Here is a 24,848-nt window from a genome sequence, read left to right on the forward strand (position 1 = left end):
CCGAAAGTCCGGCCGTCGGCATGATGGTCCCGGGCGCATAGCTCAGCGGGAGAGCGTTCCCTTCACACGGGAGAGGTCCAAGGTTCGATCCCTTGTGCGCCCACCATCCATCTTCCTGAACCCTCCAGATTGCGGACCATCGTCGACGCCTCGCGGCGCTCGTGGACCGGCTCAATCAAAAATGTCGAAAACAACCCCATGCACAGTAGCCGGCGTCAGTCGGATCAATGGGTTACGCATTTTCCGAATTTCGATTGACGCGTCGGGCAAAACACCGGCATGATGGCATCATCCAAGGAGAGGCCCGCACCACCGAGCGACTAGCCCGCCTTGACACGCGAGAGGCCCATGCTTCGACCCATGTGCGCCCACCATTGATCCTAGATTTCAAGAGTCGCTGAAAGCTCCCTTGCGAGGCATGCGAACGTCCGCTTTGCCAAAAGCGGTCATTCACCCGAGGTCGGCTTTTGACCCAAAGCGGACACGCCGACCTCGGTCATCGCAGTAAGCTGGGTTGGAGCTATCCTATTCACAGAACCTCGAGGACTATCATCTTTCGGTGGTCTTTGCGGGACAGGCGACTGGGACGTACATCGATATCGGCGCAGGGGCATCCGGTAGCTGAGCTGTGCTTCGGAAGCTGGTAGCGGCGCAACCGCGCTTCAGACCCGTCCGTTGACCGGCAGCAGCGCGCCGGTAACGGCGCTGGCGGCGTCACTCGCCAGGAAGAGGATGACATCGGCGAGTTCCTTTGGCGCGACCCATTTGGAAGAATCGGCCTTCGGCATGCTGGCGCGGTTTGCCGCGGTATCGATGATCGAGGGCAGCACCGCATTGACGGTGATCTTGCCTTTCAACTCGGCAGCTAGTGACTCCGTCAGCTTATGCACGCCGGCCTTCGACGCCGCATAAGGACCCATGCCGGGGCCGGCCTGCAGTGCGCCCGTCGCACCGATATTGACGATGCGGGCCGCCCGCGAGTTGAGAAGATGCGGGATCGCTGCGCGCGAAGCATTCAGCGCGGTCTCGACATTGAGAGCATGCATGCGCTGCCAAACCTTGGGATCGCCGTCGGCAATGGTCTCGAAGGCAAATCCGCCAGCAATATTGATTAGCGCGTCGATCGCGCCAAAATGCGCGGCGGCGGCATCGATCGCCTCTTTCGCCTGTGCCGCATCGGTCAGGTCGATGCGGCCGAATTCGATCCGCTGGGCTGTTGCGGCGAACTGCGACTCAGCATGATCGATACCGGCGACTCGCGCGCCGCGCGAAAGGGCTTCCTCGGTGACCACCTTGCCAAGCGCGCCCAGCGCGCCGGTGATGATAAAGACGTTACCCTTCATGGCGGTCTCCGTGCGAATGAGAATGAATCGACGCCGCAATCACTATGGTCAGCAGAGCTTCAAAATGTGCGCCGCCCTGGCTGAGATCGACCGCGACGATACCGGGATAAAATGCCGACGACGCCCGGCATCCGCCCAGGCTTGCGGCGCATATCATTGGCGCCGATCTGCCACAGTCACGCATCACGTCTTCCACTTGATCATCGTCCGCAGGATGCTCATTGGGCGGCCGGCGTAGGGCGGCTGAAATAGCATTTGGATCGGCGAGAGAGGACCTTGATAGAAGACCGGGCGCAATTTTGAAAAGGTGTTGAACCCCTCGCGCGCGTGGTAATGGCCCATACCGCTCGCACCGATCCCACCGAATGGCAGGTCGTGCTGGCCGACGTGCAGGAGAGCTTCATTGACCGATACGCCACCCGACATCACCCGCGAGATGTAGAAGTCGCGCAGCTCGGCATCGGAGGTGAATGGATAGATTGCCAACGGTCGGTCGTGACTATTGATATAGTCGGCGACCTCCTGCCGATCTGTATAGGTCTTGATCGGCAGGATCGGGCCAAAGATCTCGCGCTGCATGACAATCATGTCGTCCGTCGGATTTAGCACGAGATGCGGTGGAAATTTGCGCTGCTTCGTGTCCGGAATCTGCCGTTCCGCAAGATTGACCAGGACTGCACCCTTTGTACGGGCATCCTCCAGGGTCGCCTGCAGCCGCGTGAACGACGGTTCATCGATGATCGACGTGTAGTCTTGACCGTTGATGTCCGGGAAGCGCTCGGCAAACAGCTTGCGGCAATGATGGACGAACTCGTCCTCACTCCCTTTGGGCAGAAACATGTAGTCGACATTCGTACAGATCTGACCGGCATTGAACATCTTCACCCAGAGAATGCGCTCTGCCGCTGTCTTGACCGGGAAGTCAGGCCCAACAATTGCAGGTGCCTTGCCGCCCAATTCAAGCGTGACAGGGGTGAGGTTGCGGGCCGCGTTTGCCATGACTGCGCGACCAGTCGCGCCGGATCCCGTGAACAGCAGATGGTCGAAGGGCAATGACGAGAATGCGGGTCCTCGTCCGCCGCCATCCTCGAAAAAGGCAAGCTTCTCGAGCGGGAAATACTTTGGCGAGACACGGATCAGGACCTCGGCGAGCGCTCTTGAATTTTCCGACATCTTGACCATCGCACGATTGCCGGCGGCCAGAATTGCGGCGAGCGGGCAGAAGCTGAGGTTAAGCGGGAAATTCCAGGGAACGATGACCCCGACGGCGCCGAGCGGCTGTGGGATGACGCGGTTGCGCGCGAGCGGGTAGGTCATGAAGTCGACGTGCCTGCGCTGCGGTTTCATCCACTTTTTCAGGTTCTTTCTGGCGTCGGCGATTGTTTCCAGGACAACGAAATATTCGGCGAACAGGGTCTCGAATTCAGACCGGTTGCCGTAGTCGGCGTTGATCGCTGCGACCAGCTCGTCCTTGTTGTCCTTCAGGAGTTGCCCGAGGGCCTTCAGATCAGCAATGCGCTGATCGTAGGATGGCTCGGGCGCCGCCAAATAGGCCGCCCGCTGCGCGGCGAAGCAGGACTGCAGTTCGGCGGGAATGTCGACGGAACGGAAATTGACAGGCACGTTCATGATGTTCGCTTTCTCTGGGTTTCGCGTGTCCTCCAGGTGGATAACCAGGGCACGCGCTGACCGTGACCGTGTCAACTCCAAGTCAGTGCATGCTTGCGCTCGCATGGACGGAGCCCGGCCTCTCATCCATGATCCGCTTGATGGCGCGAGCGCAGCAGCCGCACTGGGCGCAGCATCCGAGGCAGGCATACACCTCGCTCATGCGGGGCCGTCGCGCTTCTTTTATGACCACTGACCGCACCTGGTGGTCGCTGAACACATTGCAGGAACAGACGATCATCGCCTTCTCCTAACCAATACCAATGAGTCGGATGAAGACCGCCACAGGCGCGGTGCTCCAGCCGCAAGCACGATGGTTTCCGCTCGGCTCATCTCGGTGTGGCCAAGAGGCCGCTCGCGGACCAGATGGTTACCCATTCCAGCTCCTTCCGAGGCATCGCGAACGCTTGCTGCGGCGCCTCGACGCTACCCGCGTTCAGGTGGCCTTCTGCTTAGCTTCGGTCTGCAGGTCGGCTTCGGTGAAGCCATAGCCGCCGGGGCGCAGCGCCGAATGCTCGCGCTTGGAGTGGACGAGCGGGTAGAACATCTGCGTCGTCCAGCGCTCCGGGCCAAACAGGATGTCGTCCTGCAGGCCGATCTTGGCCGGATATTTGCGTGTGATATGCGCGGTGCCGAACAGCACGTCCCAGAAGAACAGCAGGTTGCCGAAGTTGCCCTTGTAGTGGCCGATGCCATCTTCGTTGGTGAGCGCGTGGTGCGCCCAGTGCGTGGCCGGCGTGGAGATGGTGCGCTCCAGCACCCACATCAGCGGATGCAGCGCGCGGATGCGGTACAGCGGCGCGTCCCACGCCCAGGCGCAGTGCGCGCCCAGGATGACCGTCAGCTTGATCACCAGGTACGCCGCGTAGACCGGGCCAAAACCAAGGTACACCGCCACCCCGCCGATCCACAGGCCCGGCATCATCAGGTAGTAGAAGAAGTTGTTGCGGTAGGTAATGCGCACGCTCATGTAGGCCGCGCTGTGGTGCGCGCGGTGCAGCGGCCACAGCAGCGGCGTGTGCGAGGCGCGGTGCCAGAGGTACTGCGTGAGGTCATCGCCGATGAGCAGCAGGCCGGCCATGGCCCACCACGGCAGATTGGCCCAGGCGTTGTGCTGCGCGGGCATGAGCCAGTTGCACAGCGTGTTGCTGCCTAGCAGTGCGATCGGCTGGGTGATGGCGATCAGGCTGACGAACATCAGCACTTCAAGCCAGGCGTCGTTGGCTGTCGCGTTGCCGCGCACGGTGGCTTGATACCGCCGGGTGACGAACTCCATGGCGGCAAAGCCTAGGATGCAGGCGCCAATTAAGAGGTACTGCAATTGCGAGCTCATATGGGACGTCTCCTGCCGCTCTCATGTTTTGAATTGTGGAACGGTCTAAGTGTCTGTTCCAAAACATGTTGAGTCGAATGAATCGGTTGTGATTCAAGGTGAGCGGCCTGATTCGATGGGGACGCGCCGCCAATGTGGACTACCGAGAACCGTGCACGCTACGACCGCAGCCGCCTGCGCTATCCGAGCGACTTGACCGACGAGGAGTGGGCGCTGATCGCGCCTCGCATCCCGCCGGCCAAGCGCGGCGGCAACAAGCGTACGGTGGACCTGCGCGAGATTGCCAACGGGCTGATGTACATCCTGAGCACAGGTTGCCAGTGGCGCGCGATCCCCAAGGACCTGCCGCCGCGCTCGACGCTGTATGGCTACTTCGATCTGTGGAGCTGGAACGGCACGCTCGATAAAATTCATCACGCCCTCTATGTCGAATGTCGCGAAAGGGCCGAGCGCGAGGCTTCTCCCACCGCCGCCATCATCGATAGCCAGAGCGTGAAAAGCGCTGAAAAAGGGGGCCTCATGATCTCCATGGCTACGACGCGGGCAAGAAGATCAAGGGCAAGAAGCGGCACATTCTCGTCGACACGCAAGGCCTCTTGATGCACGCCATCGTGCATGCGGCGGACATCCAGGATCGCGACGGCGGCGTGCTCCTGATGGCAACGTTGTTCGGCCTCTATCCCTTTCTTCTGAAGCTCTACGCCGACGGCGGATATCAAGGGCCACATTTCCAGAAGGGGCTGCGTAGCGCTCTGAAGCGCGTGAACCTCGAAATCGTCAAACGCTCCGATCAGGCTCACCGTTTCGTCGTCTTGCCCAAACGCTGGATCGTCGAGCGTACCTTTGCCTGGCTCGGGCGATGCCGAAGACTGTCCAAAGATTGGGAATGCTTCAATCACAGGGCGCTCGCCTTTCTCAAGCTGGCCTCCATCCGACTCATGCTGCGAAAGCTATGCAATCCAAGGTAATCTTTCCGGACAGACTCTAAGGGGTGTCGCCATATTGCGTCCAATGCATAATACTCATCGTCTTGATGCATGGAGAGCAATGCCGTGAATCTGCGCCGCCTGAATCACGTTGTCGCCCTTGCCGACACTCTGCACTTCGCCCGCGCCGCCGCAGCCGCCCACCTGAGCCAGCCGGCCTTCAGCCGCAGCATCCAGGCCATCGAGAACGACCTGGGTATCCGCCTGTTCGACCGCGACGTTGGTGATGTCCGCCCCACCCGTGCCGGGGAATTCGTCATTGAGCGGGCGCGCAAGCTGCTGTTCGAGGCGCGTTGCCTGCAGCGCGACGTGGATCTTTACCGCGACAGCCAGCTCGGCGACACGGCCTTCGGCGTCGGGCCGCTGCTAACGGCCACCCTGATGCCACGCGCGCTTGTGGCGTTGCGCCGCCAGCACCCGCAGGTGGCGCTGCGCATGGAGGTCGGCAACTGGGTGCAGTTGCTGGAGAGCTTGCGTACCGAAAGCATCGAGTTCTTTGCCGCCGATGTCCGTGACATGCCTGGGGATGCCGCGCTGGACATCCAGTTGATCGGGGGGCAGCAGGCCGGCCTGTATGTGCGGGCAGGACATCCGCTGGCCGGGCGCGAGCACATGCTGCAGGACGTCTGGGCGTACGGTCTCGCCGCACCGAAGTTGCTGAGCCCCTCAAAGGTGGAGCTCGCCGCCCTGCTGGGCCTGCCTGCGGGCCAGGAGGCCGCCGTTGCGCTCGAGTGCGACAACTACGGCCTGCTCAAGACGGTCGCGCTCACCACGGATACCGTTCTGGGTGCGACGAACGCGGCGGTACGGGGGGAGCTGGAATCCGGCGCGCTTGTCCGGCTTGTCGTACATGGCTGGCAGTCGCCGCCGTCAAGCACGGGCATCGTGTGCTTGCGAGGGAGAACCTCGTCGCCGGCAGCCAAGGCAACCGTAGCAGCGATTGTGCGGGCAGCGGCCGAGATCAACGTCTAGGCGCCTTGTCGCACTCGACGCATCGTCCGGTGCGGACTACCGGCCTGTCCATTATGACGACTGTTTCGAAGTGATCGACCAGACGCCGGAGTCTGCTTGTGGCCCTTAGCCGACCTCGCTAATTTCCCAAATGTCCGCTTTGCCCTCGCAAGCAGAAATCAGGCAGCCGACCGACATGGGCCAGATTCGGACATCGCAGCACAATGCGCATCTTGATCAACTCGAAAAACCGCCGCAGCAGGTCGCGACGACCACGATAGCAGTCGGGGCTCGCTCTGGCCGGCAACCTCGATCATGCGAACGTTAGGGACCGAGCGGCGTGAGGGCGCTGCGCAGTGGCGCGCTGGAAATCTGCATCAAACCCGCAAATGGCTGACCCAGCTCCAGGACCAGGTAGATCGCCCCGGCGGCCGACAGTGCAAAAACGAACAGCGAGCCGAAAACGGTTGCGCTGGGTTTGGCAAACAGGCCGAAGCTTCCAAAGATGATGGTGAGCCAGAAAATCAGCACCACCAGGAACGGCATAGGGATCGAGTTGTTCGTCTGTGCGAACAGCGACAGGCGGGTTTGCGCAATGTCGGTGGCGATCTGTATGGCCCTGGCTTGCAGGGAGCGCTGGGAATCGTTCTGCGGCGAAAGCTCCTGAAGCTTCGCAAAGAATGCTTCGCTTACGGCGCTGGCCTCGAAGGGGTTCGCCTTGGCAACCTCGGAACTTTTCTCGCGCCACATTCGATCGGCTAAAACAACGATGGCGCGCCGCAACAGATTGCGTTCGTCATTCGCCTCCGGTCCGTACTGCGCCAGCAGATTGTCGAGCAGGACAACATTACTCGTCATCTGCGTGACTTGAGTGCTCTGCGTGTCGTAGGAGCCCTTCGCCGAGGCGATCAGCAGACCGAGGACAAGCGCGGCTATCGTCCCGATGGGCCCGTGCCCAGCCTGACCACATCCTTGTCATCCGTGCTCAGGTGATGCCCAGGAAGGAACATACCGAGCAGGGCACCGCCTGAGATGCATAGAAACGTGATGCACGATAGCGCGATTGCATTCATGATTCACCACTGTGTTGCGAGGCGTGTCGTGACTTAGCGCTGTGTCGCCTTCGCCGCGGAGGCAACTGCGGGTCCCTTGGCGATCAATGTGCGTCGGTCGTGAATCAAGCTCTCCAGCCGGTGGGCTGCCACGTTCAATGTGGCATCATCCACCGCGCTCTCGTCTCCAGCAGCGGATTTGGCGAGCTCCGCCTTTAGAATGCGGTCGATTTCGTCTTCGATATCCGAAAGTTCAGCCTCTGTATCGACTTTCCGAATCCGGCGCGCCAGGGCGTAGAGAGAATCGAGCGGGCCTTCGGCTGCGCGGCTGCCGAGGCCCAGGAATTTCCACGCCGCCGCAAGCATGGTGGCAGCGCCACCCAGTACCATCGGCGTCAAATAGATCCAGTTGCCGTACTCATCCATGAAGCTTTGCGTGGTGCTGTTGTAGACGGCTGCGGCGCCAGGGTGCAGCGGAAGGTAGGCATCCTGGTCGGTGCTGGGCGCGGTGATCTGCGCGAAAATCGGCTGCTCACGCAGAAGATTCCTGCGCGCGCTCATGATCGCCTCCGTGAGGTCGGTTACCAGATCAGTGCCAAGCTTCTTTTGCGCAACCAGATATAGCGAGGTCCTCAGAGTCGTCAGGTCATCTTCCGGGACCGGCGGCGATCCCCGCAGTGTGCCCTTCGGGACGTCGAAGCTTTCAAAAGCGCGCTCATTCTCTGCAATTGCCCCCGCGGACTCGATTGGGATCAGTACCGGGGTCTTTTTACGGTCGAGCTGAAAAAATCCGCGAACGAGCGAGAGGTATTTTTCGGCGAGCGGGATCACGACAAGCAGGGCGCTGACTTGCTTTGACTGAATGGCTTGCCGGACATCCGTCAAAGCAAGGTTCTTGAAGACAACTTTTGCGCCCGCCAGATCGTATCCCTTGGTCAACACATCGACAATTTTGGCGTTCACTGCTCCGCCGACCACGCCGACCGTGCGTCCCTTCAGGTTGGCAATGCTGTCGATGGACGATCCCGGCGGCGCGATGATCAGTACGACCATATGGCTGACGACGACGACGGCTTGCGCCTGCGACAAGTCGCCGACATCGCCGCGAACCACAGCGAGATCGACCTTGCCCGCGGAGAAAGCCGCAGCGGCCTCGAGCGCGGTGCCGCTGTCGATGACCTTGAGCCGGACCGGCGCGTTCGCTGAAACGAACTCGCCTGCTATCGCTGACATTGCCTTCGCTGCCTCGCCGTCGAGCGAGCCGACCGCCACAGTCAGCGTTACCGGGCGGCTGTAGTACCGATAGGCAAGGAGACCCGCGCCTGCCGCAAAGGCGACGACGCCAACGAGCAGGAAAAAGCGAAGCCACAGCGGCAATTTCATCGACATCATGCTCGCCACCTGTGTGGGTTCGCCACGTCCTTGCCGCTGTATTTCTGCACACCTGCGATGCCCGCAAACGTCCGCGGCCAGAATAGCTGCCAGCCGCCGCTCTACGTGCTCGCTGCTACGGCAGATGAGGACGTTGATCTATATCAAGCTTACCCACCGCTGAAGGTCTACGGGAAACGGCCGGCAAATCGGGCTGTTTGCGCGCCCTATGCGGCGGCTCATTCCCTCTCCTCGATCAGGGGTGATCATCATGCAATCCTCTTGGCCTAACGAGCCCAGTCGTCGCCTGGTTCTAGGCGCCCTCGCAGCAGTGCCCGCATTCTCCGTGCCACGCGTTGCCGGTGCCCAGACACAAACAACGCCCGCGCAAGCACCGCTTCCCGCAGCCGGTTTTTCATTCGCTGCGGTCGGCGATACCCGACCGATGATGTACCTCCCGTTGAAAGAGGGACAACCGGACCTCAGCAAGTTCTTCGTCGAGATGTTCGGATTGGTCATGCCGGAAAAGGTCGCCGAGGCCGTCGTAGCGAAGGATGTGAAGATGATCTTCGATCCGGTCACAAAGGACCTGATCAAGGTCGTCATGCCGTTCGTATCCAAGACGGAAGTGATGACCCTGACGGTAGATAAAGGTTGGGTCACTGAGGCATCCGTTGAAGACGTGAAACTGCTTCCCGGAGTGCATCGAACCATGTTCCGGCTTCAGGGCGGCGAATGGGTGACGCGCGAAATTGTCAAGGACGTTCAATCCGGTCGCGCCAAATTCGTGGTCAATAGCGGTGACGCTGTGTGGTGGGGCAATCAGGGCTTGACCGTAAGTGACAGCCCATACTGGAAGCGCGTGAACGAAACAATGTTGAAGAAGCTACCCGCGCCGGATGACGAGATGCGCGCAGCCGGTCTGGATGGGCGCTTTTTCATGAGTGTGGGCAATCATGAGGTGTGGGCCGACCCAAAGATTGAGGGCGTACTTTCGGCTGTGCCGTATCTGAAAAAATTCGGCGTCACGCCGGAAAACCTCATCTACAAATTCGACTTCAAGGGCACCCGCTTCATCTATCTCTGGAGTGGCAAGTACGATTACCGTTCGCCGTCGCTGTGGGACGCTGATCGGCCAAAATATGCCGAGCAGATGACCCAGCTTCAAAAGTGGATGGACGAGGCGAAGGCCAACGGCATTCGGAAGGCGTTTATCGTCTTCCACTATCCCGTGTTTGCGCGGTCAGGCTTAGGCCCGATCCCGGCTCCCGATAACCCGCACAAGGTGATTGCGTCGTATGCCAAGGACATGGAGGTGATCGTGTTGAACGGGCACGTCCACACCACGAAAATCTACGATGTAGATGGGGTAAAGTATCTGATGTTGGGCGGTGGGGGCGCAGAACAAGACCCAATCCTGCCGGGGCGAACCAGCATCAAGGTGCCCGCCGACTATCCGCGGGACCTTTACTGGAAGGGCCAGCCTCCGCAAGAGGAGTACAACTACGTGCTGGTGGACGTTGAACCCGGCCAGAAGACGAAGTTCACCCTCAATCGCTTCCGGCCGTGGTCGGCGGAGCCATTCGGGACTGAGGAACTCTTCACGTGACCGCAAGCGGGCAATAGGCCGGGAGTGAGGTTCTGGCGACAGTACTCCTGATTATTCACGGCTTGGTCGCCGTTGCACTGCTTGGCGCGATTACGCACCAGACCTTGGCGACGTGGGCGACTGTGGGAACGCGCCCCAGTTCGTTTTTCGGCCGCTTTCGCTCCGTGCCATCGGCCCGGTTCGCCGACGCCGTCGTCGTCTTGTATGCCATCTCCATCCTGCTTGGTGGGATTATCTATCTGTATTTTCGCGTCGACATCAGGCCAGAGTTAGAGCGCGCCGGTCATTGGCCAGCCCTGGGCTTCTTCGACCTCAAGGAGCACTTCGCCGCTATCGGTTTTGCGTTGCTACCAGCCTACTGGGTTTGCTGGCGACGGCCGCGTGCCGACGAGCCTGCTCAGACGCGCACGATGCTCACCTCGATCCTCGCCTTTGTCATCTGGTGGGGCTTCCTAGAGCATTTTCCGACCGGAAAGAATCGGGTGGGGATTCCCAAAACGGCGCGAGTCAGATTCAAGCTGCATGCTGGCGAGGGAGGCCAGCATGTATGGCCAGGGCGCTTTCGGTTGATCTTCGCCAAAGGGTGGTAGCCGCGATTGACGGTGGCATGTCCTGTCGACAGGCTGCTGAGCGCTTTGGTGTCAGCGCGGCCAGTGCAATCCGCTGGCGCGGTCGCCTCAAGAAAGTTGGCGACATCGTTCCTAAACGCCAGGGCGGTGACCGCAAATCGCAGCGCATCGAAGCGCATTCGCAATTGATTCTGGAGGCGGTGACAGCGAGGCCGGATATCACGCTTGCCGAGTTGCGAGAACTGTTGAAACGTCGTGGAATATCGACTGGCATCGCGTCGCTCTGGCGTTTTTTCCAGCGCAGAAAGATCACACTTAAAAAAAGACAGCGCACGCCGCCGAGCAACGGCGCGGCGATATAAATGCCGCACGTGAGGAGTGGTTCGAAGGGCAAATCGACCTTGACCCTGAGCGTCTCGTCTTCATCGACGAAACCAGCGCCAACACCAAAATGGCGCGGCGTTACGGGCGCTCGCCACGCGGCGAGCGATGTCGTGCAGCTATCCCACACGGACATTGGAAGACGACGACGTTCACCGCTGGATTGCGCTCCGACGGTCTGATCGCGCCGCTTGTTCTGGACGGTCCAATGGATGGCGACGCTTTCCTGGCCTACGTCGAGCAATTGCTCGCCCCATCGCTGCGGCCGGGCGATACCGTTATCATGGACAACTTGCCCGCTCACAAGGTCCATGGCGTTCGAGAGGCCATCCAGGCGGTCGGAGCTAGCCTGCTCTATCTTCCGCCCTACAGTCCAGACTTCAACCCGATTGAAATGGCCTTCTCCAAACTGAAAGCGCTGTTGCGGGCCGCCGCAGCCCGCACCATGCCCGATCTCTGGCAAGCAATCGCCAACGCTCTCAAACGCTTCTCACCCGAGGAATGTCAAAATTATCTCGTCGCGGCTGGTTACGACGCAACGTGATCGGAAAACGCTCTAACTGGCCACGTCGTAAACAACATCAGGGGTTTCGGCGCATGACGTTATCGGCTGCGTTCCGCCGCTTTGCATTCGCGTTCGGGACGACATTTGGCTTCCTCTACGTGGTTGCACTCGCAAAGGACCTTGCTCTTTTCACCGTTTTCCCGTCGCTCGGCATTGTGCTGGCGGGCACGCATCATTCGCGAGACGTTGCTGACCCTGCGATGGGATTTCTAGCTCCAGCGATGTACTGGTACGGGTGGGCCGCGACGGCCGCGCTCGGGGCACTGATCGTCGCCCTCGTTGCTGCGTCGTTACCCGGACGTTCAGTGCGAAACTTCTGGTCGGGATGGGTGTGGGTAATTCCCATCCTCTCGATGATCGCTTGCGTCTATCTCACCCTGCCTTGGTTTAGGCTCTGACTTGGGTGCTTCCGCACATGGATCATGACCGACCAAGCTCAAAGCGAGCTCTCTGTTCGGAAAACCGCTTCGCGCTCTTCCGGATCAATCCTCAAGCAGCCCGATCCGGCCGCAAGGCCGCGTAGAGACCGACGAGGGTTCCGATGGCGACCAGGCCTGCCGCCAGCAGCACCTGCAATTCCCCATCATCGGTGGCACCTGCGGACGACACCAGCCTGGTCACGACGACGAACAGAATGCCCACGGAAGCCGCTGCACCCACGCAAAGATGGGCAAGCTCTCGCGTCAGGTTCCGGCCGAGAAGTCCGAGCGCCGTGAAATACATCGCGCAAGCGTTGGGATGAACGAACAAGGCAACGCGCGCGTACGGACCATAGGAGTCGAGAAGGGACTCACATCGGCTCAGTGCCGCTTTTGAGGCAACCCGCTGCAACAACGGTCTGAAAAAACGAGCCTGTCCGTAACTCAGAACGGCGCCCACGATGATAGCCAGCCACGCCACGACAAAAACGGAGACATCAGCGGGCTTCGGATTGAGCGCCACGGACATCAGGATGAGGGCGGTTCCAGGAAAATAGCCGAAATACGGGAAGACCGACTCCAGGAGCACGCAAGCGAACATGAAGGCCGGAAACCATGCCGAACCGGTCGCACCCTGGACGATGGCGTTCAAGTCGAACAGGTTCGTCTTGTACAGGACGAGGTACATGCACATGGCCAATCCGGCCAGCGCGTAGAACGGCAACGCCCCCGACAAAAACCGTCTCATCCAGCCGCCGCGCTTTGTTTCGCGGACAGGGCGGAGACCTTCGATATCGGGACAAGACGACGGAAACGCATGGCTCATGTTTAGGCGAATGAGATTGCCCCTGTCGATAGCAATCCTCGCCCCAGCTGCGCGGGCCATTCGCCGCATTGAAATGCCCGCCGATCGGGAAGGTGCAGTCAATCACAGACCCAGTGTGATTTCGGCCCAGTGCATCGCGGTGCTGCCGCCCAGAAACTCGATCACGCGGGGTTCGATGGTCTCCGGCCGATCGGAGCCAGTGACAGCGGTCGCTGCGATCATGTCGCAACGCTCGTTGTAGACGACCGACACCAGCGTTTTGCCGGGAGCGCCACGTGAGTTGAGCGTGTAGGCGCGGCTGCGACCGTTCATCGACGCAATTCTGATGGGATGGCCGGAACCGCGTGGAGAGACTTCGCCCAGGAGAACGGTATCGCCCATACGATCGAGGTCCTCGTCATCGGCGACGCCCGTCGTGCAGTTGCAAAAACCTATCTTGGCGCGCAGGTACAGCGTCACCTCGACGCCGCAGTCGGCCGCCCTGCAGCGGAACGCCTTTCCCTTGCCCCATTGGTCAATCGAGAACGGCCAAGTCACCTCGTGCCACACCGGCGTGGCGGAATTCGCGGCGGCATGCCGTGGCAAATGGAGCCACAAGAGCGACGCCGCCAGCGCGCTTCCCAGCGAGATTGCTGCGACGGCGATGGCGGCTGCCCTTCTCATCATTCCACCGTTCTCGTTCCGGCTCAGTTGCTGGCGAGGTATTGCTTCGCCGCCGCGACCTCGGGGCGTTCCGAATCGGCACTGGCCGTCAGCGTTACGAGCTGCTGACAGTTCTGTCGTGCCGCTTCCCTGTCACCAAGGGCTTCGGCCGCCTTGGCCGCTCCCGCGAACGCGTGCAAGCGGTTCGGCTCCTTCGCCTTGGTTGCCTCGAATGCAGCAAGCGCCTCCTTGGCCATGCCGCGATCGAGCAGCATGACGCCGTAAAGCTCGCGCGCCGGGGCCAGCGGCCCGGGCGTGATCACGTGCTTTTCCGTCTTGTCCTCTGCATCCGCCGCGGCGCTCATCGCATTGAGCGCGTCGTCATACTTGCCCTCGGCGTAAAGCACCCAGGCGACGGCGACCTGACGCTGGATGTCGACGATTCCGGACCAATAATTGTCCTTGGCGTCCCGCAGCTTGTCGCGCAATTCCGCCAGCTTCTGGATGTCGGCCTTGGCGGCTTCCGGTTTGCCGGAGCGCGCTGCGCCGAGGGCCCGGGCGAAATGCGTTACCGCCATCGCAAAGTTGAGGCTGCTCGGCCTGACCGGCAGCTGCGAGGCACCCTCCCAATCGCCACGGTCGATCGCATAACGCGCCGGCGAAGCCGCCAGTGCGTAGTCTGCCGCCGCGACTGTCGCCTTGAAGTCGGTCTCCTTGATCATGTCGTCGATGACGGCGCGCGCCTGCTTGTCCTGGCCGAGCTGCAGGTAAGCATAGACCATGTAGTCTTGCGCGTGCAGGTAGTTGCCGACCGACTTTTCGGCCATCGCGGCTTTCACGGAAGCAGTGTTGGAGTCGATCGATTCCTTCCAATAGCCGACGCGTGTGTAGATGTGGGAGGGCATGTGCTGGGCGTGCGGCGCGGCCGGTGCGATCTTGGCGTAACGATTGGCGGCATCGAGCCCTTTCTGCGCCAGCGCCGGGTAGTCGTAGAGATGGATCAGATAATGCGTCACGCCCGGATGCATCGGCAGCCGCATGGAGATCGGCTCGAGGATCGCCGCGCCTTTAATTTGCTGCGCGTAGGTCTTGTCGTTCAGATCCGCCGACGTATTGAGCGTAATGGCGTAGGCGATCTGGGCTTCGTCGTCGTCTGGATATTTTGCCGCGACGCGCGCCTGCGTGTCACGCAGCATGCGCATCCGCTGGACGTGAGGGATCGTGTCGTAGTCGGCATACATCACCATCAGCGCATCGATGTAGTCGCGTTCGCGCTCGGTCGCGGCGCCGATCTCCTTGGCCTTCATGATCGCGGCGAGGCCTGGCGCGAGGTTCGGCTTTGGAATCGCATTGTGCGGATTGTCCATGTAGGTGAGCGCAATGCCCCAATAGGCCATGCTGCATGTCGGGTCAGCCTTGATGGCTTCCTCGAAGATCTCCTTGGCGTTGGCGTACCAGTAGGAATGCTGGTAGCGCATCCCGCGATCGAAACGACGCTGGGCCACATCGTTGCAAGAGGTCTGGAAATGAACGCTGCCGAGCTGCTGATCTACATCGTCTTGCGCGACCAGAGCCTGTGGTCCTGATAGGCCGAAACCGGCTACGATGACGAGGAACAGGGACTTCCGCATGGATCCCTCCCTTTGCCTGACACGCAATGAATTGGTCTTGATACCCCCTCACTATATGACGTTCGCGGCTTTTGAACAGCGAAGTGAATCGCGGCAGCGCAACTGACCCAGCGGCGCCTCGAAGTTGGCGAAACCAATCCGAAGCCAGAGCCGTCGGAGTTCGATCCTTACGCGACCACCATGCGGGCCTCGGATCGCATCGCTACGCGATCGACAGAATCTCGATCTCTTGCGCGCCTGAACCCACGACATCGCCGACCGCCTTCCCGATCAGCGACTTCGCAACCGGCGCCACGAACGAAATCGATCCGGCCTTTGGATCCGCCTCGTCCTCGCCGACGATGCGATAGGTCTGCACGCGGCCGTCGGTGCGGCTGAAGGTCACGGTGCTGCCGAAGGCGACGACATCGGTCGACGCCGGATCGGGGATGACCTGCGCCGTGCGCAGCCGTTCGGTCAGATAGCGAGCGTCGCGCAAGGGCACCGCCGACTGCCGGCGCTTTTCGTTGACGTCCTCGATGGCTTGCGCGGCTTCATAGGCCTCGCGCGCCTCGCGAAGCTGCGCCTGCAGCGCCTGCAAGCCGGCTTCCGTCACGAGATTTGGATGCGGCGAAATCGGGCGATCCGGCAGCAGCGTCTCGGACGCGGTTTCGGCGCTTTCTTCTTTGGTAAAGGCGACGCTCAATTCAAGATCCTGTCGAACTGTTTCGGACACCCGCTCGCGCCTCGCCCCACAACGGGGAATCGCGCCGAACAGCAGCCGGTGATTATCCCGGACTATATCTCAAGTTCGACGAAACGGCGCAGCTTGAAGACCAGGTCCGGTACGGCCTGGCGGAACCGCGTCGCGTTCTGGAACGTGGTCGAGAACGGCGCGAAGGTGATCATCGCATTCCAGTGCTTGTAACCGTAGACCGTGACGGAGGCGCCGGTCGCCGGAAAATTCTCCAGCTTGCGCAGCTCGCCAAGCACGAGATCGGCAATCGCCTCGGCGGGAAGCAGCTTCTTGCCATCAGGCGTCGTCGTAATTTTCGCTGGCCGCTCGACCGGCTTCGCGGCAGCCGGCACGGCATCGGGCGCAGCGTCGGATTCGGCCGGTGCAGGATCGGGGGTGGACGGCTCGACCAGGTCGAACCCGTTCGTCGGCGCTGTCGGCGGAACCTCGTTGAGCGGCGGCGGAGCACTGCTGTCTGCGCGCTTGTTGCCTCCCAGGATGCTGCTGATCATGGCCACAAGGCCAGCATCCTTCACGTCGTCGCTCATTTCTCCCCCCGGGCTTCGGCCTACTCTAGCACCGCTCTCGCAGACCGCCACTGGGGATGTATGGCCGGATTCCGCTTGGTTAAGGCGCTACGACAAGGCGTCACGCCAAGGCCGTCACACGATGACACCGGCGGCCCGACGTCCGGTCACGTCGCGCCGCCGTGAGATCCGTCACTGCTTGTCGAACGGAATGTACTGCTGGTACTGCCTGGGCACAGAGCTGCGGTAGCGCGCGGGCACGGTGCCGCTGTCGACCGAATGATCGATCTCCTGCTGCCGCGTCATCTTCTTCTTCGCCGGCTTCTTCGACGCGCTCTTCTTGGAGTCGGCCGGCTGGCTGGAGGTGTCGCTGGTCGCAGCCGGCGTTGTCGTCGTCGCTGCCGGCGCAGTGGTTGTCGCGGCAGGCGCTGCGGTTCCACCGGCGGCCGGCGCACTCTGGGCCAGCGCGAGCGGTATTTGCATGAAAAGCGCCAGCGCTGCTGTCGCAGCCAGCAAATATGACCTTGGCATTAGAACCTCCAAAATACCTGATCCGAATGAGACAAGCCTGGTTCTCCGGGATCGACGCGCGCAAGTCGGCTCACGATAGGCCCGGACCCCCACCGCGAACTGTGGCGTAGATCACATTGCTGGCCGCCGGCTGCGTCATAATGTGCCATGTCGCGAACGCACGGCATTCCGCCGACACCAAGATAGGCATGACATGCCTCAGACGAGCCCAGCTCGCTGACGTTCCCGTCCACCCGCTCTCGAAGGAGATTGAAATGCGTCGCATCATCCTCACTCTCGCATCGTTCGCCGCCCTGGTCGCCGTAGCATCCCCGGCCGCCCAGGCACATCCTGCAAACGATCGATATTGCCTGCAGGGACGCATGTGGGGCTATCCCGGCAACTGCCAGTTCGCGAGCTATCAGCAGTGCCTCGCCACCGCCTCCGGCACGTCGGCCTCTTGCGGCATCAATCCGCGCTACGCGTTCTCGCAGCAGTACGCCTACTGAAGACGTCGCGGCGTGCGCGCATGACGCGCACGCCGCCACACTTATTGCGTGAAGACGATCCGCTTCGCCGACAGTCCGGCGAACTCACTTGCGCGAAGCCGCTCGCACATGCCGATGACGAGAATGTTATCCGTCACCGCTCCGGGAAAAATTTGCAAAGCGCGACCGCAGCTTGTTCGCAACGCTCCCTTTCGGAACATCATCGATGCCGCACAGTGTGTGAAGCAGATCGCTTGTGGCACCCAATCGCCTGATCTAGCGTGACATGCATATTCTGTTGCGAACAACTTTAGCTTTATTCGTTGCACGTCGTGACTTTTCAGGGAGGTGTTTTCAATGAGCAGCCGCCACAGCATTGTTCCGCGCGGTCTGAACGCAACGCGTTCGCCGCTTTCCCAGGGCCGCTTCGGACGCATGTTCCGCAAGCTCACGCCGGCGAAATTCGGTCCGAACGACGCCGACAATGTCGCGAACCTTTCGGCGCTGGCCGACAAGATGGTCGCCGACTTCGATGGTCCGAAGGACGGGCCGGACGCGGAGGAGAGCGGCATTCCCGCGCTCTACACCTATTTCGGCCAGTTCATCGACCACGACATCACCTTCGATCCGGTCAGCTCGCTGACCAAGCAGCAGGATCCCGACGGGCTCGTCGACTTCCGCACGCCGTCGCTCGATCTGGACAATCTCTACGGCCGTGGTCCGAACGATCAGCCCTACATGTATGACGGCATCAAGTTCCGGCTCGGCGAGAAGCTGACCGGCGCGGGCGTACCCGATGCCAGCGACCTGCCGCGCTTCAAGGGCCGCGCCCTGATCGGCGACCCCCGCAACGACGAGAACAGCATCGTCTCGCAGTTCCAGGCCTTGATGCTGCGCTTTCACAACCGCATGGTCGACGACAACGACAGCCTGTCGTTCGAGGACGTGCAGCAGCGCGTCCGATTCCATTATCAATACGTCGTGCTGAACGACTTCCTGCCGCGCATCGTTCACGCCAGCGTGCTGGACGAGCTGAGGACCGCAGGCCAGTACGACCGCAGCAAGCTCGCCCACTACCACTGGAAGACTTACCCGTTCATGCCGGTCGAGTTCTCGGTTGCGGCCTACCGTCTCGGCCATTCCATGATCCGCCCCGGCTATCGGCTGAACGATGCGGACAACATGCTGCTGCAGATCTTCCCCGACCCCAACAATCCCGACAAAAACGCGCTGACCGGCTTCCGCGCCATGGGCCCCGGACGCGCCATGGATTGGGGTCGCTTCATCGATCCGGACACACGCCCTTACGGCGTCGAGGACGACGACACCAACCCCGACAACAAGAAGCGGCTGCAGTTTGCCTATCGCATCGACGCATCGCTGGTCGATCCGCTGCGCAAGCTGCCGCCGGAGGTCGCGTCCAATCCGTCGTCGCTGGCGCTGCGCAATCTCGAGCGCAGCTGGCGGCTCGGCCTGCCGTCCGGCCAGGCCGTCGCCAAGGCGATGAACCTGACGCCGCTGACGGATGATCAGATCATCATCGGCAAGGCCGTCGACGAGCCCGGCGCGGGCGATCCGCAAACTGGGATCGCAACCATCGCGAACGGCGTGTTTGCCGGCAATTGCCCGCTCTGGACCTACATCCTTGCCGAGGCGCGGCAATTCCAGACCGCGGTGACGATCCCGGCCACCGGCGCGCCGGCGACCGGAATCAACACGCCGCAGCTCGGCCCCGTCGGCGGTCGCATCGTGGCCGAGGTCTTCCTCGGCATGATGTTCGGCGACCATTCCTCCGTGCTGTCGCTCGACCCGCAGTGGACGCCGGTGACCGGCTCCAGCTTCGCGCTGAAGGACCTCGTCGCCTACGCGCTCGGCCAGGGCGATCCGCTGCACTGAGGCCTGATGAGATGAGACCCGTTCTTTGTGCTGCGTGACAAGGCGTGGATGGCCGGGACAAGCCCGGCCATGACGCTGTGGAGACGGTCTAATGCGCGGCCCCGAGACCACTCTCCTCCAGCCGCGCCGCAAACCATAGCGACAGCGGCTGATCGACCAGGCCGCTGACATAGACTTCCGAAATCGTCACATGCTGCCTGTCCAGCACCAGCAGCAAGCCGATCCAGTACGCGAACCAGACATGCGCGTCGGTCAGCGCCATCAGCTTGTGCTGGTCGTGGTCGAGCGAGGTGTGATTGCTCGCCTTGCGGATCTCGACGGTGAGCAGATTGTTCGGAATCTCGCGCTGATGCACGACGACATCGGGGTAGATCGATTTTCCCAGATGATCGTCGGTGGAGACGATCGTGCCGTGCGGCAGATGCAGCGTGCGCTCGCCGAGGCGGTCGTAGTTGCAATCGACTGACCAGCCGGAGAATTGCCGCTCCAGATAGACGGCGAAGCGGTGCGTCACCGCCCGCTCGCCGACGTCCTTCTCGAACAGGAAGCCTTCGTGGGCGTAGAAGTCCCGGAGCGCATCGATCACCTTGTTCAGCTCGGTCTGCATCTTGCCCCCGGCCCTCGGCGCTCCCTGATGCTGCGCCCTACATCTGGACTTCGATCAGTCGCGGCCCGGGCTCGGCGACGGCTTCGGCCAGAGCCTTGTTGAACTCTTCGGCATTGGTGACGGCGCGGCCGGGCACGCCCATGCCCTTCGCCAGCGCGACGAAGTCCAGCGTCGGACGGTCGAGCCGCAGCATGTCGTTGGCGCGCTGGCCGGGCTCGCCGGCGCCGACATTGTCGAACTCGCCGCGCAGGATCTGGTAGATGCGGTTGGCGAACACGATGGTGACGATGTTGAGGTTCTCGCGAGCCTGCGTCCACAGCGACTGGATCGTGTACATCGCGCTGCCGTCGCCGACCATGGTGATCACCTTGCGGTCCGGACAGGCGATCGCGGCGCCGATCGACAGCGGCGTGGAGAAGCCGATCGAGCCGCCCATGTTCTGGAGCCAGTCGTGCGGAGCGGCCGCCGCCGTCGGCGGGAAGAAGCCACGGCCGGTGGTCAGGGATTCGTCGACCATGATCGCGTTCTCGGGGATGGCGCATGCGATCGCCTGCGCGATCGAGGCGAAAGTCAGCGCGCCGGTCGGCTTCACCAGCTCAGCCAAGGCCTGCGGCTTGACGTCCTTCGCGCTCGCCTTCACCGCGCCGGCCAGTGCTTCGAGCGCCGCGACCGAATTCTCGCCCCAGGAGGTCATGCGATGCACCTCGCAGCCCTCGGGCTTGAGCATGCTCGGCTTGTTCGGATAGGCGAAGAACGCCACCGGATCATCGGACTCGACCAGCACGATGTGCCGGAACTTCGCCAGCATCGGCAGCGCGTTCTCGATCACGTAATGAATGCGGTCGATCGAATAGCGGCCGCGGCCGCGCGCCATCTTGGGACGGAAGGTCGGGCCCATCACCGTGCAGCCGGTCTTGCCGGCGATACGCTCGGCCAGCGCCAGGCCCTGTTCGCTCAGCGCGCTGCCGGTCATCAGCAGCAGCGTACCCTCGCCGTCGCCGTGCAGGATCTTCGCGGCCCGCTCGACCGCCTGCGGCGAATAGCTGGCGCGCTGCTGCTCGGCCGGTACCTCGGCGATGCCATCGGCCTCGTTCCAGGCGGTGTCGGCGGGCAGGATCAGGGTCGCGATCTGTGGCGGTGCGCTCTTGGCGGCGGCGATCGCCGCGGCGCCGTCAGCTGCAACCGATTTGGAGTCCGGCGAGGTGCGGACCCAGGACGACATCGGCCGGGCCAGGCCCTCGATGTCGGAGGTCAGCGGCGCGTTGTAGTCGATGTGGTAGACCGCATGCTGGCCGACGATGTTGACGATGCCGGAATTCGCCTTCTTGGCGTTGTGCAGATTGGCCAGGCCATTGGCCAGGCCAGGGCCGAGATGGAGCAGCGTCGAGGCCGGCGTGCCCTTCATGCGGAAATAGCCGTCAGCGGCGCCGGTCACCACGCCTTCGAACAGGCCGAGCACGCAGCGCATGCCCGGCACGCGGTCGAGCGCCGCGACAAAATGCATCTCGGAGGTGCCTGGGTTGGTGAAGCAGACATCCACCCCACCCTTGACCATCGTCCGCACCAGGCTTTCCGCACCGTTCATCCCAAAGCTCCCTGCAACCGGCAATATTCAAATGTCCGCTCGATCAATCATTGTTCGCCGCCTCCGTCAAAGCAATAGCCGGCATCGCCGGCCTGCCCCGCGCGACGATCCGCTTGTTTGGCTAATGCTTTCAGGCAAATTAGCGTGGTTGCCGGTTTGGTAACGCCAGACGTTAAGGATGATCTCCCTCACAGGCCCGTGGCTTGCGAAATGCCCGCAAATATGGCCTGTGACTTCAGTTGAATCCGATTTTTTTACTGGGGGAAACAATGATCCGATTTTTTGCCGCGCCGATTGCCGCCATCGCACTGCTGTCGGCCACCGCCGGCGGCGCATTCGCCGAGGGGTTCGACTCGCGCGAGATCATGGGCTTCGGCCCGAGCTTCTTCCGCGGCGGCTCTAGCCCGATCCCCCGCACCACCATTATGTACAACGGCAATTACGCCCCCGGCACGATCGTGGTGAACACGAGCGAGCGCCGCCTGTATCTGGTGCTCCAGAACGGCCAGGCGCTGCGCTACGGCATCGGCGTCGGCCGCGACGGCTTCCGCTGGGGCGGAGTGCACAGGATCACCGCCAAGAAGGAATGGCCGGACTGGACGCCGCCGTCGCAGATGCTGGCCCGCCGGCCCGACCTGCCGCGCCACATGAAGGGCGGCATCGAGAATCCGCTCGGCGCGCGCGCGATGTATCTGGGCTCGACGCTCTACCGCATCCACGGCTCCAACGAGCCGGAGACGATCGGCCAGGCCGTGTCCTCGGGCTGCTTCCGCATGACCAACGAGGACGTCAGCGATCTCTACAGCCGCGTCTCGGTCGGCACCAAGGTGGTCGTGCTCAACAACTAGCCGTCGGCGAACTGCGGGAACCCGCAGGGCGCGTGAATATGCGGTCTTGTGCGTCGCTGCCGAATACGGCAGCGTCGGGTCGTAATGAGCGCATTGGCCCCGCCTTCGTCAGGCTTTCGCATCGCCCTGCTGGCGCTCGCCACTTTCGCGTTCGCCCCTGACACCGCTACCATCGCCGTCGCGGGCGAACTGCCCGCGATCGCCTCGCGCCAGCGCGCCGAGAAGAAGAGCTTTACCGACGGCGAGATCGTCGAAGGCTTTCTGAAGACGGCGTTCGGCGCCGAATACCACCTCGCCGGCCGCGTCGACCGCATCCGGAAATTCGACGGGCCGGTGCGCGTCTACGCCGAGAGCGAGCGCGCCGACCGCAAGACGCAGCTCGCCAAGGTCGTGGCCGACATCGGCAGGCGCGTGCAGCATCTCGACATCGCCATGATCGACACCAGCGAAGCCGCGAACGTGCGGGTGAAGCTGGTTCGCGACCGCGACCTGTTTCGGACGATTTCCAGCTTCTACGGCGCGGAGAAGGCGCGCGAGATCCGCACCTCGCTCGATCCGCAATGCCTGTCCGGCTTCCGCAAGAATGACAATTTCGAGATCGAGCATTCCGACGTGATTCTCACCGTCGACAACGGCGATTTCACCTTCCTCGACTGCGCCTATGAGGAACTGCTGCAATCGCTCGGCCCGATCAACGACACCGCGAGCGTGCCGTGGACCATGTTCAACGACAATGTGTCGATGGGCTATTTCGACGTCTACGACCAGTACATCCTCAACCTGCTCTACGATCCCCGCATCAAGCCCGGCATGACCGTGCAGGAGGTCAGGGCGGTGCTGCCCCAGGTGCTCGCCGATGTGCGCGCTTGGGTGAAGCGCGTGAATGATCTGAAGGAGTGAGGTGCCGTTACCCTCCCCTGGAGGGGGAGGGTCGGCTCGCGGCGCGTCAGCGACGTGAGACGGGGTGGGGTGAAAGTCTCTCCACCGAAGCGCTGCCCGTGTGGAGAGATCACCCCACCCCGCTCGCGCTACGCGCGATCGACCCTCCCCCTCCAGGGGAGGGTAAGCGGCGCGCCTCCTCCGCCTCTATTGTACGAGATCGGCGACGGTGGTCGCGGCCTTCAGGCCGGTGCCGGTGAGGACCGCGACCGTGGTCTCGTTCGCCTTGATCGATCCCGCCGCGGAGAGTTTTTCCAACGCAGCGGCCGCGCTGGCGCTGGTCGGTTCGGCAAACAATCCCTGCCGCGCAAGACGCCGCAACGCGGCGACGATCTCGTCCTCGGTCAGCGCAACGGTGCCGCCGCCGCTCTCGCGCAAGCTGCCGATGATCTCGCGCAGGCGCAGCGGATTCTTGATGGCGGTGCCTTCGGCGACGGTCTTGTTCACCTCGCGGGCGACCGGCGTGTCGACACCGGCCTTGAAGCTGGCATCGATCGGCGAGCAGTTTAGCGGCTGCGCCGCGAACAGGCGCGGCAGCTTCGCGATCTGCCCGGCCTTCAGCAGCTCGCGGAAGCCGAAGGCGCAACCGAGCAGGCTGCTGCCGGCGCCAACGGGAACGATGACGTTGTCGGGCGCACGAAAACCGAGGTCTTCCCAGATCTCATAGGCGAGCGACTTGGTGCCTTCGAGGAAGAACGGCTGCCAATTGTGGCTGGCATAAAAGGTCTGGCTCGACTGGCGGATGGCCTCAGCCTCCGACTCCTCGCGCGGCCCCTCGACGAGCTGAACCGCGGCGCCATAGGCGCGCACCTGCGCGATCTTGGCCGGCGACGTCGAGGCCGGCGCCAGGATCTTCACGCGCATCCCGCCGGCAGCACCTAACCCCGCCATCGACGAGCCGCCATTGCCCGAAGAGTCCTCCAGGATCGCGTCGACGCCGATCTGCCGCAGGAACGACAGCATCACCGCAGAGCCCCTGTCCTTGAAGCTGCCGGTCGGGTTGAACCATTCGAGCTTGAAGAACGGACGCAAATCGCCCCAGTCCTGCTGGACCAGCGGTGTGCAGCCTTCGCCAAGCGTGATCGGCTTCTTGATCTCGACCGGCAGCGCCGCCCGGTAGCGCCAGAGCGAGCGCGTGGCGCCGTCGATGTCCGCGCGCGATATGCCTGGTCCCGGCGTCACCAGCAGCGGCGTGCGCTCGTCCGAGCACCAGCGCGGCTGGTCCAGCGGATAGAGGCGTCCGTTGCGGGGGTCGATGTAGCTGGCGGTGGGCATGGCAGTCTCCAGGCGAGAGGCGATCCATACGATTTGTCCGATTATGTGGGTCCGGTCCAGCCCACGGCACCGCGGTGGCGCAACTTGCGGGCCCCCCTCTTGAAAACATGAA

At 62.3% G+C, this 24,848-nt stretch carries 24 protein-coding genes, 1 tRNA gene and 1 pseudogene; 12 read left to right on the forward strand and 14 right to left on the reverse strand.

The window, feature by feature from the left end:
- Window positions 1-31 precede the first annotated feature (31 nt).
- Window positions 32-106 (forward strand) — tRNA-Val (locus tag HAP41_RS39040).
- Between the two features lie 556 nt (window positions 107-662).
- On the opposite strand, the gene fabG is transcribed toward HAP41_RS39040, so the two are convergent.
- Together fabG and HAP41_RS39050 are read right to left on the reverse strand one after the other, a co-directional pair.
- Window positions 663-1,343 (reverse strand): 3-oxoacyl-ACP reductase FabG, encoded by a 681-nt coding sequence (gene fabG / locus HAP41_RS39045; protein ID WP_085398751.1) that lies wholly within the window; start codon window positions 1,341-1,343, stop codon window positions 663-665.
- Between the two features lie 183 nt (window positions 1,344-1,526).
- Entirely contained in the window at window positions 1,527-2,972 is a 1,446-nt protein-coding gene (locus HAP41_RS39050; protein ID WP_166081958.1) for a coniferyl aldehyde dehydrogenase, read from the reverse strand.
- A 128-nt stretch (window positions 2,973-3,100) separates the two neighbouring features.
- Here HAP41_RS39050 and HAP41_RS39055 point away from each other — a divergent pair, with 128 nt between their 5' ends.
- A complete protein-coding gene (locus tag HAP41_RS39055; protein WP_166081951.1) occupies window positions 3,101-3,265 on the forward strand; it encodes a hypothetical protein in 165 nt (54 codons plus the stop codon).
- Between the two features lie 182 nt (window positions 3,266-3,447).
- Here HAP41_RS39055 and HAP41_RS39060 read toward each other — a convergent pair whose 3' ends face one another.
- Complete coding sequence (locus HAP41_RS39060) at window positions 3,448-4,344, reverse strand: sterol desaturase family protein (RefSeq protein WP_166081928.1); 897 nt, start codon at window positions 4,342-4,344, stop codon at window positions 3,448-3,450.
- A 132-nt stretch (window positions 4,345-4,476) separates the two neighbouring features.
- Here HAP41_RS39060 and HAP41_RS39065 point away from each other — a divergent pair.
- Both HAP41_RS39065 and HAP41_RS39070 read left to right on the forward strand, forming a co-directional pair.
- Window positions 4,477-5,312: pseudogene (locus HAP41_RS39065) on the forward strand (IS5 family transposase).
- A gap of 84 nt (window positions 5,313-5,396) precedes the next feature.
- Complete coding sequence (locus HAP41_RS39070) at window positions 5,397-6,302, forward strand: LysR family transcriptional regulator (RefSeq protein WP_166081913.1); 906 nt, start codon at window positions 5,397-5,399, stop codon at window positions 6,300-6,302.
- A 303-nt stretch (window positions 6,303-6,605) separates the two neighbouring features.
- On the opposite strand, the gene HAP41_RS39075 is transcribed toward HAP41_RS39070, so the two are convergent.
- Window positions 6,606-7,226 (reverse strand): bestrophin-like domain, encoded by a 621-nt coding sequence (locus HAP41_RS39075; protein WP_479686369.1) that lies wholly within the window; start codon window positions 7,224-7,226, stop codon window positions 6,606-6,608.
- A 161-nt stretch (window positions 7,227-7,387) separates the two neighbouring features.
- The gene (locus HAP41_RS39080; protein WP_166081893.1) at window positions 7,388-8,725 is read right to left on the reverse strand and encodes a TAXI family TRAP transporter solute-binding subunit; all 1,338 of its coding nucleotides are present in this window, start codon (window positions 8,723-8,725) and stop codon (window positions 7,388-7,390) included.
- A 310-nt stretch (window positions 8,726-9,035) separates the two neighbouring features.
- On the opposite strand from HAP41_RS39080, the gene HAP41_RS39085 reads away from it, so the two are divergent.
- The 4 genes from HAP41_RS39085 (at window position 9,036) to HAP41_RS39100 (ending at window position 12,226) form a co-directional block, all read left to right on the forward strand.
- Complete coding sequence (locus HAP41_RS39085) at window positions 9,036-10,313, forward strand: metallophosphoesterase family protein (RefSeq protein WP_224580620.1); 1,278 nt, start codon at window positions 9,036-9,038, stop codon at window positions 10,311-10,313.
- A 62-nt stretch (window positions 10,314-10,375) separates the two neighbouring features.
- Window positions 10,376-10,903 (forward strand): hypothetical protein, encoded by a 528-nt coding sequence (locus tag HAP41_RS39090; protein ID WP_166081881.1) that lies wholly within the window; start codon window positions 10,376-10,378, stop codon window positions 10,901-10,903.
- Window positions 10,861-11,807, forward strand: a protein-coding gene (locus tag HAP41_RS39095; RefSeq protein WP_166081867.1) for an IS630 family transposase whose coding sequence is annotated in 2 segments (ribosomal slippage) — window positions 10,861-11,200 and window positions 11,200-11,807 — 948 coding nt in all. Because the reading frame shifts where the segments join, the coding sequence is not laid out codon by codon here. Before HAP41_RS39090 ends, HAP41_RS39095 begins: the two co-directional genes overlap by 43 nt.
- 53 nt (window positions 11,808-11,860) lie before the next feature.
- Window positions 11,861-12,226, forward strand: coding sequence for a hypothetical protein (locus HAP41_RS39100; RefSeq protein WP_028151240.1), 366 nt, complete (start codon window positions 11,861-11,863; stop codon window positions 12,224-12,226).
- A gap of 91 nt (window positions 12,227-12,317) precedes the next feature.
- Here the strand turns inward: HAP41_RS39100 and HAP41_RS39105 are convergent, their stop codons facing one another.
- The 6 genes from HAP41_RS39105 to HAP41_RS39130 form a co-directional block, all read right to left on the reverse strand.
- On the reverse strand, window positions 12,318-12,995 hold the full coding sequence (locus HAP41_RS39105; protein ID WP_166105517.1) for a hypothetical protein: 678 nt from the start codon (window positions 12,993-12,995) through the stop codon (window positions 12,318-12,320).
- Between the two features lie 180 nt (window positions 12,996-13,175).
- The gene (locus tag HAP41_RS39110; protein WP_224580619.1) at window positions 13,176-13,670 is read right to left on the reverse strand and encodes a hypothetical protein; all 495 of its coding nucleotides are present in this window, start codon (window positions 13,668-13,670) and stop codon (window positions 13,176-13,178) included.
- 89 nt (window positions 13,671-13,759) lie between these two features.
- A complete protein-coding gene (locus HAP41_RS39115) occupies window positions 13,760-15,346 on the reverse strand; it encodes a tetratricopeptide repeat protein (protein ID WP_166081850.1) in 1,587 nt (528 codons plus the stop codon).
- Between the two features lie 202 nt (window positions 15,347-15,548).
- Window positions 15,549-16,031, reverse strand: a complete 483-nt coding sequence (greA, locus tag HAP41_RS39120; RefSeq protein WP_063985411.1) for a transcription elongation factor GreA — start codon at window positions 16,029-16,031, stop codon at window positions 15,549-15,551.
- A gap of 92 nt (window positions 16,032-16,123) precedes the next feature.
- Window positions 16,124-16,609 (reverse strand): hypothetical protein, encoded by a 486-nt coding sequence (locus tag HAP41_RS39125; protein ID WP_166081847.1) that lies wholly within the window; start codon window positions 16,607-16,609, stop codon window positions 16,124-16,126.
- 171 nt (window positions 16,610-16,780) lie between these two features.
- Complete coding sequence (locus HAP41_RS39130) at window positions 16,781-17,119, reverse strand: hypothetical protein (RefSeq protein WP_166081845.1); 339 nt, start codon at window positions 17,117-17,119, stop codon at window positions 16,781-16,783.
- 254 nt (window positions 17,120-17,373) lie between these two features.
- On the opposite strand from HAP41_RS39130, the gene HAP41_RS39135 reads away from it, so the two are divergent.
- Window positions 17,374-17,607: a DUF3551 domain-containing protein gene (locus HAP41_RS39135; protein WP_028151247.1), complete on the forward strand. Its 234-nt coding sequence runs from the start codon at window positions 17,374-17,376 to the stop codon at window positions 17,605-17,607.
- A 336-nt stretch (window positions 17,608-17,943) separates the two neighbouring features.
- Window positions 17,944-19,482 carry a peroxidase family protein gene (locus tag HAP41_RS39140; RefSeq protein ID WP_166081836.1) on the forward strand — a complete coding sequence of 513 codons (1,539 nt, stop codon included), beginning with the start codon at window positions 17,944-17,946 and terminating at the stop codon, window positions 19,480-19,482.
- A gap of 88 nt (window positions 19,483-19,570) precedes the next feature.
- Here HAP41_RS39140 and HAP41_RS39145 read toward each other — a convergent pair whose 3' ends face one another.
- Together HAP41_RS39145 and HAP41_RS39150 are read right to left on the reverse strand one after the other, a co-directional pair.
- Entirely contained in the window at window positions 19,571-20,089 is a 519-nt protein-coding gene (locus tag HAP41_RS39145; protein ID WP_166081807.1) for a hypothetical protein, read from the reverse strand.
- A 37-nt stretch (window positions 20,090-20,126) separates the two neighbouring features.
- Complete coding sequence (locus tag HAP41_RS39150) at window positions 20,127-21,674, reverse strand: acetolactate synthase large subunit (protein WP_028151250.1); 1,548 nt, start codon at window positions 21,672-21,674, stop codon at window positions 20,127-20,129.
- A 269-nt stretch (window positions 21,675-21,943) separates the two neighbouring features.
- Here HAP41_RS39150 and HAP41_RS39155 point away from each other — a divergent pair, with 269 nt between their 5' ends.
- Window positions 21,944-22,522: a L,D-transpeptidase gene (locus tag HAP41_RS39155; RefSeq protein ID WP_063985416.1), complete on the forward strand. Its 579-nt coding sequence runs from the start codon at window positions 21,944-21,946 to the stop codon at window positions 22,520-22,522.
- 84 nt (window positions 22,523-22,606) lie between these two features.
- Window positions 22,607-23,422 carry a DUF2927 domain-containing protein gene (locus tag HAP41_RS39160; protein ID WP_085398749.1) on the forward strand — a complete coding sequence of 272 codons (816 nt, stop codon included), beginning with the start codon at window positions 22,607-22,609 and terminating at the stop codon, window positions 23,420-23,422.
- 186 nt (window positions 23,423-23,608) lie between these two features.
- On the opposite strand, the gene HAP41_RS39165 is transcribed toward HAP41_RS39160, so the two are convergent.
- A complete protein-coding gene (locus HAP41_RS39165; RefSeq protein WP_166081782.1) occupies window positions 23,609-24,736 on the reverse strand; it encodes a threonine synthase in 1,128 nt (375 codons plus the stop codon).
- Window positions 24,737-24,848 lie beyond the last annotated feature (112 nt).

It is taken from the genome of Bradyrhizobium barranii subsp. apii (genome assembly GCF_011516635.5).
Lineage (GTDB): Bacteria > Pseudomonadota > Alphaproteobacteria > Rhizobiales > Xanthobacteraceae > Bradyrhizobium > Bradyrhizobium barranii.